The following is a 20,506-nucleotide window of genomic DNA, read 5'->3' as shown; positions in this document are numbered from 1 at the left end:
CGGGCGGTGCGTGGCCGCCCGGTGCGGCGATGGGTCAGGCGACGGCGGTGCTGGTCGACGAGGAGGTCGACGACGAACCCGAGCTGCTCGACGAGCTGGACGAACTGCTGGAGCCGGCCGAATCGCTCGACTTGGATTCGCTCGACTTCGCGGCGGGCTCACTGGCCGACGACGAGCCGCTGCGGCTGTCGGTGCGGTAGAAGCCGCTGCCCTTGAAGACGATGCCGACCGAGTTGAACAGCTTGCGCAGCTTGCCGTTGCACTTCTCGCAGGTGGTCAGGGCGTCATCGGAGAACGACTGCACGATGTCGAACTTGTCGCCACACTGCGTGCACTGATACGAGTAAGTAGGCACCTGCGAACCTCCACGGTTTTCGTCTTTTAGCACTCTACAGCCGACAGTGCCAACAGTGCCAATCCGGTCTTGATTCCCATGGTGCGCGTGAGGTCGCACCGGCGCCACCGAGTCCGGGCGCCCGGCGCCCGCTTCATACGCTCGAGTATCGACCGCCGATCTCGCGATCGCCGGCATCGAGCCTGCACAGCCCGGCCTCCGGCAGCAATGCCCACCCCATCCGGCGATCATGGGGTTCCTCCGGCAGCGCATCCAACAGCTCCGGGTCTCGAACGACCGCCACCAGATGTGCGTCCGGTCGCGCCGCGGGCAGCGTCCGGTCGTAATACCCGGCGCCTCGCCCCAGCCGCACACCGCGCCGATCGACCGCGAGTGCCGGGATCACGATCACCTCCGGCCATTCGATCGCCGCCACGCCCAACGGCGGCCCGTCGGGCTCGAGCAGTCCGTAGCGGGCGCGCCGCAGCCCCTCGATTCCCGTGTATTCTGCCCACCCCAGCGGACCGGGCGGTCCCGTCACGGGGACCATCACTCGAGCCCCAGCGACCCGCAGTGCGTCGAGCATCGCGACCGAACCGGGCTCACCCGCGACCGGGATATACCCCGCCACCCACCGCGAGCCGGGAGCCTCCGTGCCGGATCCTCCCGCCGGGCGGCGATCGTCGCTGTGCGGCCCATCGGTACGCGGCTGGTCGATGTCCAGTACCCGCGCCACGGACCGGCTCAGCGCCTCGGCCTCCGCGGCCCTGGTCTCCGGCGGCACCGCCGCCCGGGCGGCCAGCAATTCCGCTCGCCACCGCCCCTTGTCCCGCTGACCGGCGATCTCCACAGGGCTCACCCTAGGTGGGCGAACGGTGAGTTTGCCCGCTCCCGTGTTTCCAGGTGCCCTCGGCGGGGAATCGCTGACCCGACGCGGTACCGCGAACTCGCTGGTGAGGGTTGCTGCCGCACCGTTTCGGTGCGACGGCGCCGCCGCGGCCGCCTAGGCTTCCCAGATGCCGGGCCGGTGTTGAGCCGGTCCGACGACAAGAGCGATGGATAGGGTGTGCACTTATGACAGCTGACGCCGGATCGGACGCGACGCAGGCCGTGAGTTCCTGCTTCCGCACCGCGGTGGTTCCCGCGGCCGGACTCGGGACACGGTTCCTGCCCGCGACCAAGACCGTGCCGAAAGAGCTGCTGCCGGTGGTGGACACACCCGGTATCGAATTGGTGGCCGCCGAGGCCGCCGGCTCGGGCGCCCAGCGGCTGGTCATCGTGACCTCGCCCGGAAAGGACGGGGTCGTCGCCCACTTCGTCGAGGATCTGGTGCTGGAGAGCACGCTCGCCGAACGCGGGAAATTCCAGCTGCTGGAAAAGGTGCGCAAGGCTCCCGGCCTGCTCGATGTGACCTCGGTCGTACAGGACGAGCCGCTCGGACTGGGCCACGCCGTCGCCCAGGCCGAGCAGGCGCTCGATCCCGACGAGGACGCCATCGCGGTACTGCTGCCCGACGACCTGGTGCTGCCCTGCGGCGTCCTCGACGTGATGAGCCGCGTCCGGCGCAAACGCGGCGGCACGGTGCTCTGCGCGATCGACGTCCCGAAGCAGGAGGTCGGCGCCTACGGCGTCTTCGACGTGGAGCCGGTGACCGACAGCACGAACCCCGACGTGCTGCGCGTGGTCGGCATGGTGGAGAAGCCGGCGCTCGAGGAGGCGCCGTCGACCTTCACCGCCGCGGGCCGGTATCTGCTCGATCGCGCGATCTTCGACGCGCTGCGCCGCATCGAGCCGGGTGCGGGCGGTGAACTCCAGCTCACCGACGCCGTATCGCTGCTGATCGCGGAGGGACATCCGGTTCATGTCGTCGTCCACCGTGGGTCGCGCCACGACCTCGGCAACCCTGGCGGTTATCTTCGTGCTGCGGTCGATTTCGCTTTGGAGCGAGACGAATACGGCCCCGCCTTGCGCGAGTGGTTGCAGCGTCGGCTTGCTCCGGATTGGAACCCGCAGCTGATCTCGTCGTGACGGCGGGGTCGGCCGGGTCTCGTCACCGCGGGACCGGGTGATCAGTCGGAGTAAAGGGGAAGGGCGGCATGCGCTCGGTTGAGGACCAGCAGATCAAGGTGACCGCGGCGGCCGTCGCCCCGCGGCCGGTCCGGGTCGCGATTTCCGAGGCCCAGGGTCTGCTGTGCGCCGAGGATGTGGTCACCGAGCGTCCGCTGCCCGGATTCGATCAGGCCGCCATCGACGGATATGCCGTGCGCAGTGTGGATGTGCAGGGCGCGGGCGCCGACATCCGCACCGAGGACGGCGATCCGATCGATCTGACGCTGCCGGTGGTCGGCGAGGTCGCCGCCGGTTCGCGCCAGCCGATCCGGTTGCAGCCGCGGCAATCGGTGCGGATCGATACCGGTGCGCCGCTGCCCACGCTGGCGGATGCGGTGTTGCCGCTGGATTTCACCGACGGCGGCCGGGCCCGGATCAAGATCTACGAGCCGGTCCGGTCCGGCGATTACGTGCGGCGCATCGGTGACGATGTGCAGCCCGGCGATATCGCGGTCCGGGCGGGCACCATCATCGGCGCGGCGCAGGTCGGCCTGCTGGCGGCGGTCGGGCGGGACAAGGTGCTGGTGCATCCGCGGCCGCGGCTGTCGGTCATCTCGATCGGTGGCGAACTGGTCGACATCGACCGCACGCCCGGTCCGGGACAGGTCTACGACGTGAACTCCTACGCCCTGGCCGCCGCCGCCCGCGACGCCGGCGCCGATGTGAATCGGGTCGGCATCGTCAGTGCCGATCCCAAGCGCCTGCGCGATGTGGTCGAGGGACAGCTGGTGCGTTCGGAGGTGGTCGTGATCGCGGGCGCGGTCGGCGGCTGGGCCTCCGATCAGATCCGCGAGGCCCTGGAGGGGCTGGGCGAGCTGACCATCGATCGGGTCGCCATGCATCCCGGTTCCGTGCAGGGTTTCGGCCGGCTCGGCCGCGACGAGGTCCCGACGTTCCTCCTGCCGTCGAATCCCGTTGGCGCACTCGTGGTTTTCGAGATCATGGTGCGGCCGCTGATCCGGATCGCGCTGGGTCGCCGGCATCCGATGCGCCGCGTGGTGCGGGCCCGCACGATCATGCCGATCACCTCGATGGAGGGCCGCCGCGGCTACCTGCGCGCCCAGTTGATGCGCGACGAGCAGACCGGCGAGTACCTGGTTCAGCCGCTGGGGGTCAACGGCTCGTCGCATCTGCTCTCGACCCTGGCCGAGGCCAACAGCCTGATCGTCATCGACCCGGAGGTCACCGATATTCGCACCGGTGACGAGGTCCAGGTCGCATTTCTCGCACAGCGCGGGTGATCTGTGGACATGAACGTATTCCGGGCCGCCCAGCATCCCGGCTGGCCCGCCCATCTCGGTCCGGTTCGTGTCGCGGGCGGGCGGGTGACCCTGCGCCCGATCCGGCTGCGCGACGCGGCCGCCTGGTCGCGCATCCGCTTGCGCGACCGCGAACATCTGGAGCCGTGGGAGCCGACCGGCCGGGGTAGCTGGGAGGCGCGCAATCACGCCTCCAACTGGCCCGCGCTGTGGTCGAGTCTGAAGGCCGAGGCGCGGCGGGGTGCGATGGTGCCGTTGGTGATCGAGGTCGACGGATCCTTCGGCGGCCAGCTGACCATCGGCAACATCGTGCGTGGGGCGCTGCGTTCGGCGTGGATCGGCTACTGGGTCGCCAAGGACGTCGGCGGCCAAGGGGTGGCCACCGCCGCGCTGGCGATGGGCCTGGACCACTGTTTCGGGCCCGTGGGCCTGCACCGGGTGGAGGCGACGGTGCGCCCGGAGAATCTGCCCAGCCAGGCGGTCCTGCGCAATGTGGGCTTCCGCGAGGAGGGCACATTGCGGCGCTATCTGGACGTCGACGGCGCGTGGCGGGACCATCTGCTGGTCGCGATGACCGCCGAGGAGGTATCCGGCACGGTCGTCGATCGCCTCATCCGCTCCGGTCGTGCCACGCCGCCGTGAGTGGCCCCGTCACGCGGCGTGTCCCGCGCCGACGCACCCGGACCGGGTGATGACCGGCTTGTGACGGGTGGGACGGGTGTGGGCGGCGCGCCTGCGGGATATTCCTGTGACGCCGGATTAACCTACGGACGTCGGTGGTGCGTCCGGTGCCAGGACGGAACAGGTGGCGAGAACCTGCCCAGTGGTCGAGAAGGGACAGTGGTCAGGCGGGGACGGAGGTGGGAGCGCGATGCCGAATTCGATCTTGTGGATCGCGCTGGTCGTGCTCTGGGTCTTCGTGCTGTTCCCGATGCTCGCGGATCGGCATCCGCGGATCCGCCGCACTACGGACGTGGCCCTGGCAACCCGGGTGCTGCATCGAGGCGGTACCAGACGACGTGCGAAGAAAGGGCCGGCCACCGGACATGAGACCGATCCGGACTGGGTGCCGGCCCCTCGGCAGAAAAGGCTTTCCCACGGCGATGATGCGGAGGACCGGATGACGACATCGGCCGATGAGCCCGTCATCGAGGACGACCGGAACGCACCCGAGCGCGCCGAATCGGAGGTGACGCGGGCCCGCCGGAGTGCCGGTGATCCGCCCGGTCGCGCCGACGCGGGCGAAGAGCACGCCCCCGAAACCCCCGTGGACGCCGTCGATGCCGAGCCGGGCGGCGACGCACGCGCCGACGTCGACGGCACAGCCGAAGGCGAGGGCGACCGCGACCTCGCTGAAGACGCCCACACCGGTGATCCCGACGATGTCGAGGATCGTGAGGAGGCCGACGACGTACCGGCCGGGACCGAGGATCGCCCGCAGACGAGCATGGCCCGTATCCCACCCGCGCCCAGCGCGGCGGTTCCGGCCCGGCGCGGCGACGTGGATCCCGACGACGATCTCGATGACGACCTCGACGACTCCGACGACCTCGACGACCGCGCCGGCGACGAACCCGGATCGACCGCACGCGATTTCGTCCCGTCCCGGCGTGGCCGCGGCGGGTTCGATCCGGAGGCCGACGCGATCGCGCGCGCGGCCCGGTATCGCTTCCGGCAGCGCACTGCACTCGGATTGATCCTGAGCACACTGCTTTTCGGCGCCTTCGCGATCGTCGTGAGCGCGACCCTGTGGTGGGGGTGTGCGCTCTCGGTGGTGGCGTTCGGGGCCTATCTGGCGTATCTGCGGCGGCAGGTGCGCTTCGAGGAGGACATCCGCCGGCGACGCGCGGCGCGGCTGCCCGGGGCGCGGCAGCGCCCGGCCGGCAACGCCGAACCCGTTGCGCAGGACCAGGTCCGGGCCGAGCGGCGCCCGGGTATGGATCGCGACGCCGCTCGTGCCCTGCGCCGCCGCGCGGTGGTGCTCGACGTCGACGACGAGGACCCACTGTTCGACCATCTGGAGCACTTCGACGCCGCCGCTGCCCGGGCCACCCGGAACCGGGCGGCAGGTGGCGAAATCCGCCGCGCCGCAGGCGAATAGGAGCCGACAGCCGGTCGACGACGGCCGCCGCATCGTAGCCAGGGGCTGGGAGCGGCGGCCGTTTCGGCGTGATGGGGCGATTTTTCGCCGCTGTGAGCGGGCGAATCGGCATCGGTGGCTAACTTCCCGCATCCCACCTGGGGGGTGGGGTGTGGTGAGCTGTCAGCCGGAATGTGAAACGCCCGTGTCCACTCACCGGGAGTGCCGAGAAGGCGGCAAATTCATAGGTAACATTTTGCCGTTGTGATCTGCCCGTTACGAGTGGCTCGCGGGCTATTTCGGGAGTAAGCTCGGGCACCGTGCAGAATCGCTGTCCACAAGATCGAAGGATTTAATCCTTCCGGTACGGATGCGTGGTCACGGGTATTGACACGCCGCAGCAGGTGAGGACGCTGCGCGTGGGGTAGCTGGGCGGTTGGAAGGGTTGATCGACGTGTATGAAAGCACTCTGCTATCGATTTTCACCGGCCTGCCGTCGTAACAGATCGAGAAATCGCGATGAACAATTCAACGGTCATCGACGAGATCGAGATCGATCTTGCCGAACGGGTCACCGCGCTCGATCTCTATCGCCGCTGGGAAATGCAGCAATGGCAGGCGCAGAGCCTGGAATACGAGCGCGATGCCGAGGGGTGGACCCAGCTGCCGGCCTTCGCGCGGTTGCCGCTGCTGGTCACCCTCGCCCGCTTCCTGATCGGCGAGACGACCGTCACCGAGACCTTGGCGCCGCTGGCCTACGCCGCGCCCGAGGTCGACTACAAGATGTATCTGGCCACGCAGCTGGCCGACGAGGCGCGCCACACAGTCTTCTTCCGGCGCTACCTGTCCTTCCTCTCCGAAACCCTCGGCAACGAGGAGTTGTCGCAGGTCAGCGGCGTCGATCGGGTGGGTGACCTGTTCGAGAAGGCGCTCGTGGACGCGGTCGAGCGGGTGCGGGAGGACCCGGCCGACATCGCCGCCTGGTACGAGGGGGTGGTGGTCTACCACCTGCTGGTCGAGGGTGCGGTGGCGATGACCGGTCTGCACACCGTCCTGGGCACCGTGCGGGCGCTGCCGCGCTTCGACATCCTGCGGACCGGCATCACGAATGTCGCTCGTGACGAATCGCGGCATATTTCCTTCGGTGTGCTGGCATTGCGCAACGGAGTCCGCGGCGGATATCGCGAACATATTGTGGAGATGATTCGCGGACATCTTCCGGCGGCGGCCCGGACTCTGGTCGATCCGGAAACCCGGGATCCGTTTCCGCGATTGGTTCCGGTTTTGCAGAAACGCGCCGAGATACTTCACGAACAATGGGCATTCGCGGAAAGTTCTCTCGGCCGGAGAATGACGTCCATCGGAATACCGCGCGACATAATTTCGGAACTCGAGGAAAACTGGCGGGAATCCTGCGCGGCGGCCGCCGGAGAATATGCCGAACTACACGGCGAACCACATCCGATCACGTACCTCGTGCGGTGAACACAAACAATTCGGGAGCATTTCGTGGACGAAAATGAAGTGCGCGACCAGGTACGGGAACTGGTCCGTCGGCACGCCCCCCAGCCTTCGGCGGAATTGGCTTCCGATGATGTGCTGGCCGAACAGCTGGGTTACGACTCGCTGGCCCTGATCGAACTCGCGCTCGGCCTGCAGGTGCGTTTCGGAATCGACGCCGGCGGTGACTCCGGTGCGACGAATGTGGTGACCGTCGGCGATATCGAGCAGATGGTGTGCGACGCGCTGCGGGCGAAACAGCCGTGACGGGCCTGCTCGACTGGCTGGCCTACGAGGGCGAGGACCGGGGCTGGACCATCGCCGACGAGGGCGAATGGCGGCGCGTCGGCTACCCCCGGCTGAGTGAGCAGGTGCGGCGGGTGGCCGCGGCCTGTATCGACGCCGGGGTGCGTCCGGGTGCGGTGGTTTCCATCGTGGAATCGGCTCCGGAACGGTTCATGACGAATTTCTTCGGCGTGCTGGCCGCGGGGGCGACACCGAATCCGCTGGCGCCGCCGCTACCGCTGCAGAACGAGTCGGCGTATCAGCAGCAACTGTCGGCATTGCTGGCCGCGGCCGCACCGTCGGCGATCATCGTGGCCGAGGAACTCGCGGCCGTGGTTCATCCGGTGCTCGAATCCCTGGGCGGGGTCACAATTGTCGGGACGTCGAATGAGACTCCCGCCGTGACGGAACTGCCGGGCTGCGAGCCCGACCGGATCGCGCTGCTCCAATTCACCTCCGGCAGTAGCGGTTCGCCCAAAGCGGTGCGGGTATCGGTGGCGAATCTGGAGGCCAATTGCGCCGCGATCGACCGGTGGCTGGAGTTTCGGCCGACGGACCGGATCGCCACCTGGCTGCCGCCGTATCACGATATGGGGCTGATCGGCTGCATCATCACGCCGACCATTCTGAATCTGGACATTCAGGCCATGACGCCGATCGATTTCATTCGAGATCCGCTGTCGTGGCTGTCCTGTTTCGGCCGCGACGGTGCGACGATCACGGCGACGCCGAACTTCGCGCTGGCGTATCTGCTGCGAAAGATGACCGACGAAGCTTTGGCCGGAATGGATTTCGATCCCTGGCGGGTGATGATCGTGGGCGCCGAACGGATCGATCCGGCGATTCTGCGCGGCTTCGCCGAGCGGCTGGCGCCCTATGGATTCGATTCGCGCACACCGTGTCCCGCCTACGGGCTCGCCGAGGGCACGCTCGCGGTATCCGGTCTGCGGCCCTCGGAGCCGGTGCAAGCCGCCGCGGTGACACCCGACACCGGCGCCGTGGACGGTCCGTTCGACCTGATGACCGCCCCGCTCGAGGACGGCCGGCGCTGGCTGGTCGGTTGCGGCGCACCGCTGGACGGGGTGACGGTGCGGACCGCGTCGACCGACGAATACGCCGGAGCGCCGGGCGAATTGATCGTCGGTGGTCCGAGCGTCGCTCGGGAGTACCAGACGGCCGAGGGCACTCGCGACCTGTCGCGTGCCGAGGACGGCGCTCTGGCGACCGGTGACGCGGGCCTGCTGGTGGGTGGGCAACTGTATCCGATCGGCCGGGTCGGCGACGCGGTGAAGGTGCGCGGGCGCACGGTCTATGCCGAGGACATCGAGGCGGCCGTGGTGGAAGCGTTCGGTGTGCCCGCCAATCGTGTGGTCGCCCTGGCCGGCAACGCCTTCGGCTCCGCACGCGTCGCGGTGCTGGTCGAGGACAAGCCGGTGGAGGCCGTGCGGCTGCGGCAGGTTTTGGCCGGGCAGCTCGGGGCGGAGACGTCGCTGCGTTTGTTCATCGGCGACCGGGGACTCATCGCGCGCACCACCAGCGGTAAGCCGCGGCGGAGGGTGATGTGGAACCAGTTGCTGCAGGGCGAATTCGACGCCCTGGAGAGGAGTTGACGATGGCGCCGGTACCGCTGTCGACCGTCGACCACATGTGGACGGCGAATATGGCCGGTCCGCTGCAGTTCGTGGTGGAGTTCGGCGAGGTGCTCGACGCCGATCGGATCGTCGCGGCCTATGTCGAGACCGCCCGGGAATTCGTCGGTGTGGATGCGGCACTGGTGCAGCTCGACGAGCGCACCCTGGCGCTCGACGTGGACGACCCGCGCCCCGCGATCCGGGCCACGGTCGCTGAATCCACCGTGCCGCTGAGCGAATGCCTCGACCCGGTCGAGATCGGGGTGGGCCATGTGCTCGCACGCGGCCGGGTGGTGACCCGCGGCGATCGCACGGCCGTCGGGCTGTCGATGTCGCACGGCCTGGCCGACGGCTACGGCATGTTCTTCTTCCTGGCCGCATGGGCGGCTCGGGCACGCGGTGCTCGCTTCCTGTCGCCGCGCTGCGACCGCGAGGTGCTGACGCGGCCGCAGGCCCGCGAACGCGACAGCGTCGATCCGGATGCGTTGCGCCGGGCGGGTTTCGTCACCGTCGAGCCGGATCTGGAACTGCCCGAACTCGACGTCCACACCGGCCGGCTCGATCTCACCGAATGTGAGGCGCAGGCGGAGGTCTCGGGGCTGTCGACCGCGGATCTGGTGGCGGCGGGCCTGTTTCGCGACTACGCGGCGACCAAGGACACCGAGCGGGTGACCCTGGCCTGCCCGGTCGACATCCGTCGCTTCGTCCGCGAGCTGGGCCCCACGTATTTCGGTAACGCCTTCGTGCAGGTACTGGTCGATGTCGACACCGAGCGGGTGCGCAACGCCTCGGTTCCGGAGATCGCCGGCTGGGTGCGGGACGCGGTCGCTTCCGCGCCCGAGCGCATCGACGACGCGATCGCCGAACTCGAGGCGTTCCTGCAGGTGCACGGCATCGCGGGACTCGACCGGGTATGGGGATATCCGCCGCAGTCGGGCTTCCTGGTCAGCAATCTGTCCCGGATCCCCGCCTCCTGGCTGGATTTCGGCGCCGGGCCGCCGGTCGGTCTGGTGACACCGGGCCGCCGGCCGCGCCAGGACGGGGCCTATCTGCTGCCCGATCCGGAGCGGGCGCACAGCCTGCAATGGGCCTCCACGCTCGAGCACGAACCGGCCGCGCGTTCGTAGAGAGACGAATCCGATATGGCTGCAGCGATGACCTACAGCATGGCCGTCGGCGATCGCGACGCGGCGCGCCTGGCCCTGCTGGATCAGCATTACAACCCGAGTTCCCGGGCCTTCCTCGAGTCGGTGGGAGTCTGTGCCGGTGCGACGGTGGCCGATATCGGCTGCGGGCACGGCGCGATGACGGCCTGGCTGGCCGAACGGGTCGGGCCGGACGGCATCGTCTACGCCGTCGACGCCTCCGCCGAACAGCTCGAGATCGCCCGCCGGCTGGTCGGGGATCTGCCGCAGGTGCGTTACGTGCACGCGCGCATCGAGGACGCACCGCTGGAACCCGGTTCGATCGACTGGGTGTACAGCCGCTTCCTGCTGATGCACGTGGCCGATGCCGCCGCCGCGCTCTCCGCGATGGAGCGCATGCTCGCCGACGACGGTGCGCTGCTGCTCGAGATGTCCGACGTGGGGGCACTGCGATTCGTCCCCGCCGACGATCCCGCCGCGGATCTGTGGCGGCAGTGGTGGTTCGCCCTCGGCCGGGCGCGCGGCGCCGCGCACGACATCTACGACCGCACTCCGCAGCTGCTCACCGAGGCCGGCTTCATCATCGCGCGCCGTGACCGCTTCCAGCCGGTATCGGCGATGCCGGAGGCGAAGATGTTGCACGCCTTGGGTTTCGAACAGTGCGTGCCCGCCTACCTGGAACACGCCGGCGCCGACCCGGCGGCCATCGATGCCCATCGCGCCTTCCTGCAGCGCGTCGTCCCGGATACCGACATCGCCGTCGAACTGTATGCGACCAGCCAGTATTTCGCCCGCAAACGTCCGCGGGCACGAAGATTGTGAGCCTTCGCCATGGTGAGAACACCAGCCGCGCAACCGAAGTCGATCATGGGGATCAGCGGCCTGCACAACAGTGTGCCGTTCAAACAGGCCCGCTTCCCGGGACTGGACTGGCGGGACTATCGCATCACCCAAGGCTTCGATTCCGCGGCGGCGCTGTTGCACGCGGGCGAGCTGGTCAGCGCGGTCGCCGAGGAGCGTTTCACCGGCGAGAAGGCGACCGGCGCCTTTCCCGAACACGCCATCCGTTTCGGCTGCGAGCGGGCCGGGATCTCGGTCGATGCGCTCGACGTCCTGGCGCACGGCTTCTCCTACGAGCCGCTGCGCGCCGAATTCGACCACAGTGAACTCGGGCGCGCGCGCTTCCGCGAGGTCTTCGCCCGCCAGGTGCTGCTGGACACGCTCGCGGAAACCTTCGGCGGTGACTGGGACGACCGGCTGGTGCAGGTACCGCATCACCTGGCCCACGCGGCCAGCACGTTCTATCCGAGCGGATTCGATTCGGCGCTGATCCTGGTGGCCGACGGCATGGGAGAGCAGCACAGCGCGACCGTCGCGCTCGGAACGGATGCGGGCATCGAACCGATCGCGACGGTCTCGGAGCTGAATTCCCTGGGAATTCTCTACGGCGTCTTCACCTACTATCTGGGCTTCGCGTTCGGCCTCGACGAATACAAGATCATGGGGCTGGCGCCCTACGGTGACCACCGCAAACACTTCGCGGCGATGATGGATCTCATTCATCTGCGGCCGGACGGTACTTTCACGATTCCCATCCTGTACCGCAACGAAACCGATCTGGACCGGGAAACCTACCGCGGCACACTGAAAGCCGTCGAGGAGATCTTCGGGCCGGCCCGCGGCCCCGAGGACGAACTGACCGACCACCACCGCGATATCGCGGCCGCCCTGCAGGCGGCGCTCGAGGCGACGCTGCTGCATACGCTGCGCCACTTCCGCAAACAGACCGGTGCGAAGAATCTCTGCATGGCCGGCGGGGTCGCGCTCAACTGCACAGCGAACGGCGTGATTCTGCGCAGCCGCCAGTTCAAGCGCATGTTCATCCAGTCCGCGGCCGGCGACGACGGCACCGCGCTGGGCGCCGCGCTGTACGTCCACCATCAGCGTGAGCCGGCCGCCCCCATCGCGGGCATCGAGACCCCGCTGAACGGCCCGGAATACTCCGACGACGAGATCGCGGCGGCACTGGCGGGCCGGACCGATTGCACCGCAACACGATTCGACGACTTCGCGGCGCTGGCCGGGGAACTGGGCCGCCGGTTGGCCGCCGGGCAGATCGGGGCGCTGTTCCAGGGGCGCCTGGAGTACGGCCCGCGCGCCCTGGGCAATCGCAGCATTCTCGGTGACCCGCGCCATCCGCGGATGCGCGACATCATCAACGCGAAGGTGAAGAAGCGGGAGGGCTTCCGGCCCTTCGCTCCCGCGGTCCTCGACGAATACGCGACCACGTATTTCGACATCAAGGACACCGAGGTCGACACCTACGCCTGGATGTTGTTCATCACCTCGGTGCGGCCGGAATTCCGCGAGGGGCTGCCGGCGGTCACCCATGTCGACGGATCGGCCCGGGTGCAGACGGTGTCGCGGGAGCGCAACGAACGGTTCTGGACGGTGATCGACGCCTTCCGGCAGGAGACCGGTACGCCGATCCTGCTGAACACCTCGTTCAACGTCAAGGGCCAGCCGATCGTGTGCACGCCGGCCGAGGGCCTGGACACCTTCGTCACCGCCGGACTGGACGTGCTGGCCATCGGCAATTACCTGGTAGAGCCGGTTCGCGCCGGATAAGTGGGATCGAGTTACTGTGCAAGCCGACTTTCTTCCCGGCATCCTCGCCATCGCCACCGATTTCCGCCGCGCACCGGTGCAGCGATATCTGCGTGCCCGGGAGGAGTATCGTCCCGGCGCGCCGGGTCCGGCGGTGGCGGCGCTGGTCGCCCTGATCCACAGGTATTCCGAACACACCGAGGTCACACTCGGTGTGATTGCGCCAGAGGATGATTCACCGATTCCGCTGCGGATCGCCGTCGAATCGGATCGCACGGCGGAAGCGCTGGCCGCCGAGGTCGACGACGCCCGGTCGCGGCTGGTGGCCGCGCGCGCCGGCTTCGACATCGACGAGTTGATCGGGAAACTCTGCCCCACACCGATCTTCGATCGGCATCCGCTGTTCCAGATCGCCTACTGCGAGCTCACCGGCGACCACGATCCGGACACGGTGGAGGATGCGCTCGAGGCCGTCGTCGGCTGCGATCTGGTCTTCGTCGACGATCGCGGCGCCGGTGAACTGCGCTGCGAATACGATGCCGAGCTGTTCGAGCCGCAGACGGTGCGCCGGCTCCTCGCGCAGTGGGCGCTGCTGATCGACGCGTTCACCGCACATCCGGATACCGCGCTCGCGGCATTGCCGATGCTGTCGGACGACGACCGGGCGGCCCTCGACGAATGGTCGACCGGGCCGCTGGTGGCCCGCCCCGCGACCACTCTGCACGCACTGATCGCCGAACGAGCGGCGCGCCGGCCGCACAGTCCCGCCGTGATTTCCGAGGCGGGCACGCTGAGTTACGGCGAACTCGACGACCGCGCCGCGAGGGCCGCCGGATATCTGAGCGCCGTGGGTGTGCGGCCCCGGCAGATCGTCGCGCTGTGCCTGCGGCGCTCGCCCCGGGTACCGGTGCTGGCGCTGGGCGTGATGAAGGCCGGTGCGGCCTATCTGCCGCTGGATCCCGCGGATCCGGATGCGCGGCTGGCGACGATCCTCGCGGATTCCGGTGCGTCGGTGGTGCTGTGCGACGACGCCGACATCGCCGGACGCTTATCGGTCGAGGGCGTCACGGCGATCGATCTGGATGCGGTATGGGACGGCCTGGAACAGGTCGAGCCCGCACCCGCGCGCGTCGGAGCGCCGACGGATCTGGCCTACGTCATCTACACCTCCGGCTCGACCGGCCGGCCCAAAGGTGTGCTGATAGAACACGCGGCGATCTGTAATCGCCTGCTGCACGCCGCGATTCGCGTCGACGAATCGGATCGGGTGCTGCAGAAGACGCCGCTGACCTTCGACGTCTCGGTATGGGATCTGTTCTATCCGCTGGTGCACGGCGCGCAGTCGGTACTGTGCGATGCGGAGGGACATCGGGATTCGCGCTACCTGCTGGAAACCGTTCGCGCGCAGAAGATCACCGTCGCTCACTTCGTGCCCTCGATGTTGCGCACGTGGCTGGCCGAGCCGGGAGTCGAGGCGTGCACCTCGCTGCGCTATGTGACCACCAGCGGTGAGGCGCTGCCCGCGGATGTGGCCGCCGAATTCCATCGGCTGCTGCCGGATACCGCGCTCTGCAACTATTACGGGCCGACCGAAGCGGCCGTCGACGTCACCTGGGAACAGGTACTTCCGGGATCGGCGGTCACCCTCGGCCGGCCGATCGAGAATGTGCGCGCCCTCATCCTCGACGCAGCGGGACAGCTTGTACCCGTGGGAGTTCCGGGTCAGCTGCATCTGGCCGGAGTCTGCCTGGCGCGTGGCTATGTCGATCCCGCCGACGAGATCGGCCGCTTCGTGGCCGACCGGCGGACCGGAGAACGGCTGTACGCCACCGGCGATCGGGTGCGGCGGCTACCGGACGGACGGTTGGAATACCTCGGCCGGGCCGACCATCAGCTGAAATTGCGTGGCCTGCGCATCGAGGCGGGTGAAGTCGAGGCGGTGTTGCGCACCGCGGACGGGGTGCACGAGGCCGTGGTCACGGTCTTCGGTGATGATCCGCAGCGCAGCGAACTGGTCGGCTACGTGAGCTCCGCGGACGACGCGGAGGTCGACGCCGATGTGTTGCGTGAGCATGCCCGTGCGCTGCTGCCGGCCTATATGGTGCCAGCGAGAATCGTTGTGCTCGAAGAGTTTCCGCGCAACGCAGCCGGGAAGATCGATCGCAGGAGTTTGCCCGCACCCGTCACGACGGTCCGCGGCACCACCACGGCGTCGCCGGACGAACTCTCCGACGCGATAGCGGCGGTGTGGGCGCGCGTGCTCGAATGCGACTCGGTCCCCGCCACCGCGAATTTCTTCGATCTCGGCGGCAATTCACTGCTCGTCGCCCGGGTGCATCTGGCCTTGGAAGAGGCGCTCGGCATCTCGATCGCGCGCACGGACCTGTTCCGCTATCCGACCGTGGCCGCGCTGGCCGCGGCCCTCGCCGGCTCGGTGGCCGCCCGAGACGTGGCCGACGAGGCCGCCGACCACAGCGGCCCGTTCGCGGTGATCGGGATGGCCGTGCGCGTGCCGGGCGCGGCCGATCTCGACGAATTCTGGGATGTCATCGCGGGGGCGCGCACGACGATGACCGAGCTCGACGACGAGCAACTCCGGGCCGCGGGCGAATCGGCCGAGCGCATCGCCGCGCCGAATTACGTGCGTACCGCGGCGGTCCTGGACGATATCGCCGGATTCGACGCCGACTACTTCGGTTTCACCGCCCGCGAGGCGCAGGTCACCGATCCGCAGCACCGGCTGCTGCTGGAATGCGCGGTCGAGGCGCTCGAACACGCGGGTTACGGCGGTGCGCCGCAGCGGCCGCGCACCGGGGTGTTCGTGGGCGGACTGCCCAGCAGCTACTTCCATCGCTATTTCGCCGACGACTTCACCCAACTGCCCTCCACTCAGCATTACCAGATCAAGGTGGGCAACGAACCGGACTTCCTGCCCACCTCGATCGCCTACCGCCTCGACCTGCACGGACCTGCCGTCACCGTGCAGAGCGCGTGTTCGACCTCGCTGGTCGCGGTCCATCTGGCCTGCCAATCCATCGGCCGCGGCGAATGCGAGATCGCGGTGGCCGGTGGCGTCGCCGTGCGCGTGCCGGATCGGGTCGGGTACCTGCATCAGGAGGGGATGGTCGCCTCGCCCGACGGGCACTGCCGCGCATTCGACGAACAGGCCGGCGGCACCATCTTCGGCAACGGTGCGGGCGTGGTCGTCCTCAAACGGCTCGACGACGCGGTGCGCGACGGTGACCGGATCTTCGCCGTGGTGCGCGGCACCGCGATCAACAACGACGGCGCGGCGAAGGTCGGCTTCACCGCGCCGAGTGTCGACGGGCAGGTCGAGGTCATCCGCCGGGCCCACCGAGTGGCCGGGGTCGCGCCCGCGGAGATCGGATACGTCGAGGCGCACGGAACGGCCACCCCGATGGGCGATCCGATGGAGATCGCCGCGCTCACCGAAGCTTTCGGGGGCCCGCGCGAGGATCGATGCGACGTCGGGTCGGTGAAGGCCAATATCGGCCATCTCGATACCGCGGCCGGAGTCGCGGGATTCGTCAAGGCCGTGCTGGCATTGGATCACGCGGTTCTGCCGGGACTGGCGAATCTGGAGCGGCCCAGTAGCCGGATCCCGTGGTCCGAGACGCCGTTCCAGGTTTCGCCGCGGTCGCGGGCGTGGCCGTCGGATCGGCCGCGGATCGCCACCGTGTCGGCGTTCGGCATCGGCGGCACCAACGCGCACGCGGTGCTCGAGGCCGCGCCGCCGCGCGCCGCCACCGACTTACCCGCGGGCTGGACCGGGCTGTTCCGGTTGTCGGCGCGTTCCGATGCGGCCCTGCGCGACCTGGCGCAACGCTACCTCGATCGGCTGACCGACGATACGGACGTCGAAGATATCTGCTACACAACAGGTTTCGGTCGCGAGCAGCACCAGCGTCGAGTGGCCGCGGTGATCTCCTCGCTGCCGGAGTTGCGGGCGGCGCTGGCAGCGTACCTGCGTGGGGAACCCGCGGCGGCATTGTTCACCGAGGCGGAACAGCCTGCGGACCGGCGGCTGTGCCTGGTCCTGGGCGACGCTCCCGAAGCCGGCGTCGACACATTCCTCGACCTGTACGCCGACGATTCGGTGGTGCGGACGGCGCGGGCGGAGGTGACCGCCGCGCTCGGCGGGGCCGAACCCACCGGAGTACAAGCGGATTTGGCCCGGCTGTATGTCCTGGTGCAGGTGTGGCGGGCGTGTGGTCTGCAGTGGGATGCGGTGATCGGTTACGGCACAGGCGAATACGTGGCGTCGGTGATATCCGGTGTCGTGGATCTGGCGACCGCGATGGGAGACGCCGCCGCCGCGACACCGCTGACGACGGGTGGTGATCGCCGCGAACTGTGGCTCGTCTCGCAAGCATCGGACGTCGAGTCGTGTGTGACGGCCGCGGGTTGCGATCGGATGCTGGTACTGGGCCGGCGCAGCGATGAACGCGCCCGGCTGCGGCTGGCCGCCGATCGGCACGGGGTGCACACCGTGCTCGCGGCCGACGGGCCGCACGATTTCCAGCGGACGCTGCTGATCGCTGCGGCGAAACTCTATGCGGGCGGTATGGACATCTGCCCGACGCCGTGGGGCCCGTTCGCCCTTGGGCGCCGAATCCCGCTGCCCACCTACGCCTTCCAGCGCAGCCGCTTCTGGGTCGAACCGGAACGTGCGCTTCGCCGTACCGTCGGCGCCGCCGAGGACGCCGGGTTGCCCGGCCGTCCGGTGGATCTGCCGCTTTCGGAGGAGATCCGCTACGAGCGAAGTTTCGCCTGCGACTCCCCGTCGTATGTGACCGATCATCGGCTGTTCGGCACCGCGGTCGTGCCCGGCGCCTCGCATATCGCGATGGTGCTGGCCGCGGCGGCCCACCACATCGACGGGCCGTACGCGCTGCGGGACACGTTGTTCCTCAATCCGTTCGCCGTGTCCGACAGCGGGAGCCGCCGCGCACAGTTGGTGCTGCGCCCGAACGCTTCGGGCTGGGACGTGACCCTCGTGGCGGAGGAGGAATCCGGTGCGGGCGCGGCCTGGCCGGCCCTGTTTCGCACCGCACTGGACAGCGCTCCCGCCGAATCGGATTCGACCTTCGGTGACGCCGATCGCGGCGATGTTCTCGCCCGCTGTCCACAGGAGCTGTCCGGACTCGAGTTCTATCGGGACGTCTGGGTGCCGGGGCTCGACACCGGGAACTCCTTCCACTGGATCGAGACCATCTGGCGCGGCGACAACGAGGCACTGTGCCTGACCACCCGCCCCGAGGGGGTGGAGATCGGACCGGAACCGCTGCACGCGGGGCTGGTCGAAGCCGCGTTCCAGGTGCTCAACAGCTGCTGGAAATACGACAACGCGCTGCTGCGGGCACAGGAGAACATCTACGTTCCGTTCAGTATCGACCGCTACTACTTCTCCGGTCGCCGCACCGAGGGTCCGTTGTGGATCCACGCCCGATTGGCGGGCGGGCACGGCGCGGGCGACGAGGCGTTCACCGCGCATATCCGGATGTACGACGTCACCGGCGAATTGGTGGTCGCCGTGGACGGATTCGAATCGCGGCGCATCAGCCGCGCGCAGGTGGAGCGGGCGCTCGTTCACAAGACGGCCGATATCACCCACGAACAGCATTGGCAGCGCACCGTGGCGGCCGGGGCGGGCGCCGAGCCGGTGTCGCTGCTCGTGGTCGACGACGAGCCCGACCGGTTGAGCCGGTTCGCGCGGGTGCTGCGCGAGCGGGCGATTCCGGCGGTGACCGTGCTGATCGGCGCGGAGGTACCGCCGGGATCGGGCATCACCCGCCACGCGGTCACCGATGCCGAAACAGTCTCGTGGCCGGGGGAATTCGCCGCTGCGGATCGTCGCGGCTTCGTCGACCTCCGCGGCCTTTCCGCGACGGACGGCGAGAGCGCGCACTTCGTCGGCGAGGCCGCCCAGCGGTGTGCCGCGGCCGTGCGCCCGCTACCGGCGCTGGCGTCCGAACGCGTCCGCGTGTGGTGGCCGACTCGTGGCGCTCAGCCGGTGACCGGCGACGCCGACGTCACCGATCCGGCCGCGACCATGCTGTGGGGTATCGCCACGGTCGTGCGTCGCGAGTATCCGGAATTACGATGCAGCACAGTCGATCTGGACGACGACGCGGATTCGTCGCTGGCGCGTCTGGCAGAAGAGATCCACCGGTGGTCGCCGGAGATGCGGATCGCGCATCGCGGGCGGGATCGCTACGTCGCGCGGCTTCGCCGTGCACATCCGGGGACGGATGTGCGTATCCGGCCCGATCGCAGCTATCTCGTCACGGGCGGTCTCCGGGGCATCGGCCCGCGCGTGGCGCAGCTGCTGGCCGAACAGGGCGCGGGCCACCTCGTACTCGTCGGCCGCACCGCCCCCGATCCGGAGACCGCGCAGCTGCTGGACGAGATCCGCGACGGTGGTTGCCCGGTCACCGTGCACACCGCCGACATCGGCGCCGAATCGCTCGCCGGCGTGGTCGCCGCCGCGCCGCATCCGCTCGGCGGGATCGTGCACGCGGCCGGTGTGCTGGACGATGCGACGATCGCCGGGCTGGACGCCGGCCGGTTCGAAAAGGTCCTCGCGCCCAAGGTCGGCGGGATTCGTTCGCTGCGCGACATCATCGGCGCGGAAACCGATTTCGTGGTGTGCTTCTCGTCGCTGACGGCGACCGTGGGTGCGGGCGGTCAAGCCAACTACGCCGCGGCCAATGCCTATCTGGACGGGTACGCGTCCGCGCTGCGGGCCCAGGGCATTCCCGCCACCAGCATCGCGTGGGGTCCGTGGGGGGAGATCGGGATGGCGGCCCGTCTCGACGCCGAGGAGCGCGAGCGGGCCCGGCTGCGCGGTTATCGCCCACTCTCGCCGGAACAGGGGCTGCGGTTGCTCGCCGGCAATCTGGTGGCAGCCGGACCGACCGTCGTCGCCGCGGATCTGGACTGGCCGAAACTGGCCGCGTCCGCGGGCGGTGACCCGTGGTACGGAAGTATCGCCGCCACTCCCGCCGCTGCCGGACCGGCCGCCTCGCTGCGGGAACGGGTCCTGGCCACTGCCCGGACCGACCGGCCGGCCCTCGTCCGTGATCTGACGGCCACCCAGGTGAAGGCGGTGCTGGGACTCGACGACGGGCATCTGATCGACCCGGAGGAGGGGTTCACCCAGCTCGGCATGGACTCCCTCGCGGTCGTCGAACTGCGCTCGCGCCTGCAGGACGGTTTCGGGCTCGCGTTGCCCGCGACCTTCGGATTCGACTATCCGACCGTTGATAAAGCGGCCGAATATCTCTCGGCCGCAATCGGTTCCGGGGAAGCGGGCACGTCGGACGCGCCGGCCGAGGCGTATTCGGACGCGACGGCTTCGAGTGAACCGACCCTGGTCGGGACAGCTCCGCCTTTCTCGGGTCCGGCCGGTCCGGCTTCGGCCGAGTCGTCACCAGCTCCGTCGGCCCCGCCCGCGGCACCCCCGCCGGAGGATCCGATCGCCGCCGAGCTGGCTCTGCTGGAGGCGGCATTACACAGCGACGCACAGTGGTGAG

General features: G+C 69.0%; 13 protein-coding genes. 11 read left to right on the top strand and 2 right to left on the bottom strand.

The genetic code is table 11. The features are described 5' to 3' along the window. Positions 1–34 precede the first annotated feature (34 nt). On the bottom strand, positions 35–355 hold the full coding sequence (locus C8258_RS13180; RefSeq protein ID WP_106955444.1) for an FmdB family zinc ribbon protein: 321 nt from the start codon (positions 353–355) through the stop codon (positions 35–37). Between the two features lie 133 nt (positions 356–488). Further along, positions 489–1,184: a 5-formyltetrahydrofolate cyclo-ligase gene (locus C8258_RS13175; protein ID WP_106955443.1), complete on the bottom strand. Its 696-nt coding sequence runs from the start codon at positions 1,182–1,184 to the stop codon at positions 489–491. Positions 1,185–1,408: 224 nt separating this feature from the next. Here C8258_RS13175 and C8258_RS13170 point away from each other — a divergent pair, with 224 nt between their 5' ends. From C8258_RS13170 to C8258_RS13120, 11 genes are all read left to right on the top strand, one after another. Further along, the gene (locus tag C8258_RS13170; protein ID WP_063006652.1) at positions 1,409–2,362 is read left to right on the top strand and encodes a UTP--glucose-1-phosphate uridylyltransferase; all 954 of its coding nucleotides are present in this window, start codon (positions 1,409–1,411) and stop codon (positions 2,360–2,362) included. Between the two features lie 68 nt (positions 2,363–2,430). Next, entirely contained in the window at positions 2,431–3,684 is a 1,254-nt protein-coding gene (gene glp / locus C8258_RS13165; protein ID WP_036505452.1) for a gephyrin-like molybdotransferase Glp, read from the top strand. Between the two features lie 9 nt (positions 3,685–3,693). Then, positions 3,694–4,344: a GNAT family N-acetyltransferase gene (locus tag C8258_RS13160; protein ID WP_036505451.1), complete on the top strand. Its 651-nt coding sequence runs from the start codon at positions 3,694–3,696 to the stop codon at positions 4,342–4,344. Positions 4,345–4,573: 229 nt separating this feature from the next. Beyond that, entirely contained in the window at positions 4,574–5,803 is a 1,230-nt protein-coding gene (gene glpR / locus C8258_RS13155) for a gephyrin-like molybdotransferase receptor GlpR (protein WP_106955442.1), read from the top strand. Positions 5,804–6,301: 498 nt separating this feature from the next. Next, positions 6,302–7,267 (top strand): hypothetical protein, encoded by a 966-nt coding sequence (locus tag C8258_RS13150; protein WP_106955441.1) that lies wholly within the window; start codon positions 6,302–6,304, stop codon positions 7,265–7,267. A gap of 24 nt (positions 7,268–7,291) precedes the next feature. Beyond that, on the top strand, positions 7,292–7,549 hold the full coding sequence (locus C8258_RS13145) for an acyl carrier protein (protein WP_030515113.1): 258 nt from the start codon (positions 7,292–7,294) through the stop codon (positions 7,547–7,549). Next, positions 7,519–9,177 carry an AMP-binding protein gene (locus C8258_RS13140; protein ID WP_106955440.1) on the top strand — a complete coding sequence of 553 codons (1,659 nt, stop codon included), beginning with the start codon at positions 7,519–7,521 and terminating at the stop codon, positions 9,175–9,177. The genes C8258_RS13145 and C8258_RS13140 overlap by 31 nt, the downstream gene beginning before the upstream one ends. Before the next feature lie 2 nt (positions 9,178–9,179). Next, a complete protein-coding gene (locus tag C8258_RS13135; RefSeq protein WP_106955439.1) occupies positions 9,180–10,325 on the top strand; it encodes an acyltransferase in 1,146 nt (381 codons plus the stop codon). 15 nt (positions 10,326–10,340) lie between these two features. Further along, the gene (locus tag C8258_RS13130) at positions 10,341–11,165 is read left to right on the top strand and encodes a class I SAM-dependent methyltransferase (protein WP_106955438.1); all 825 of its coding nucleotides are present in this window, start codon (positions 10,341–10,343) and stop codon (positions 11,163–11,165) included. Positions 11,166–11,174: 9 nt separating this feature from the next. Then, complete coding sequence (locus C8258_RS13125; protein WP_106955437.1) at positions 11,175–12,971, top strand: carbamoyltransferase C-terminal domain-containing protein; 1,797 nt, start codon at positions 11,175–11,177, stop codon at positions 12,969–12,971. A 16-nt stretch (positions 12,972–12,987) separates the two neighbouring features. Then, positions 12,988–20,505, top strand: a complete 7,518-nt coding sequence (locus C8258_RS13120) for an amino acid adenylation domain-containing protein (protein WP_106955436.1) — start codon at positions 12,988–12,990, stop codon at positions 20,503–20,505. Position 20,506 lies beyond the last annotated feature (1 nt).

This window comes from Nocardia sp. MDA0666, assembly GCF_003023875.1.
In the GTDB taxonomy this organism is placed as follows: domain Bacteria; phylum Actinomycetota; class Actinomycetes; order Mycobacteriales; family Mycobacteriaceae; genus Nocardia; species Nocardia aobensis.
This window is presented reverse-complemented; position numbering and strand designations above follow the sequence as displayed.

Coding starts and splice junctions, on each gene's coding strand:
- C8258_RS13125 (WP_106955437.1), top strand. CDS start 11,175: ATGGTGAGAACACCAGCCGCGCAACCGAAGTCGATCATGGGGATCAGC.
- C8258_RS13135 (WP_106955439.1), top strand. CDS start 9,180: ATGGCGCCGGTACCGCTGTCGACCGTCGACCACATGTGGACGGCGAAT.
- C8258_RS13160 (WP_036505451.1), top strand. CDS start 3,694: ATGAACGTATTCCGGGCCGCCCAGCATCCCGGCTGGCCCGCCCATCTC.
- C8258_RS13150 (WP_106955441.1), top strand. CDS start 6,302: ATGAACAATTCAACGGTCATCGACGAGATCGAGATCGATCTTGCCGAA.
- glp (WP_036505452.1), top strand. CDS start 2,431: ATGCGCTCGGTTGAGGACCAGCAGATCAAGGTGACCGCGGCGGCCGTC.
- C8258_RS13130 (WP_106955438.1), top strand. CDS start 10,341: ATGGCTGCAGCGATGACCTACAGCATGGCCGTCGGCGATCGCGACGCG.
- glpR (WP_106955442.1), top strand. CDS start 4,574: ATGCCGAATTCGATCTTGTGGATCGCGCTGGTCGTGCTCTGGGTCTTC.
- C8258_RS13170 (WP_063006652.1), top strand. CDS start 1,409: ATGACAGCTGACGCCGGATCGGACGCGACGCAGGCCGTGAGTTCCTGC.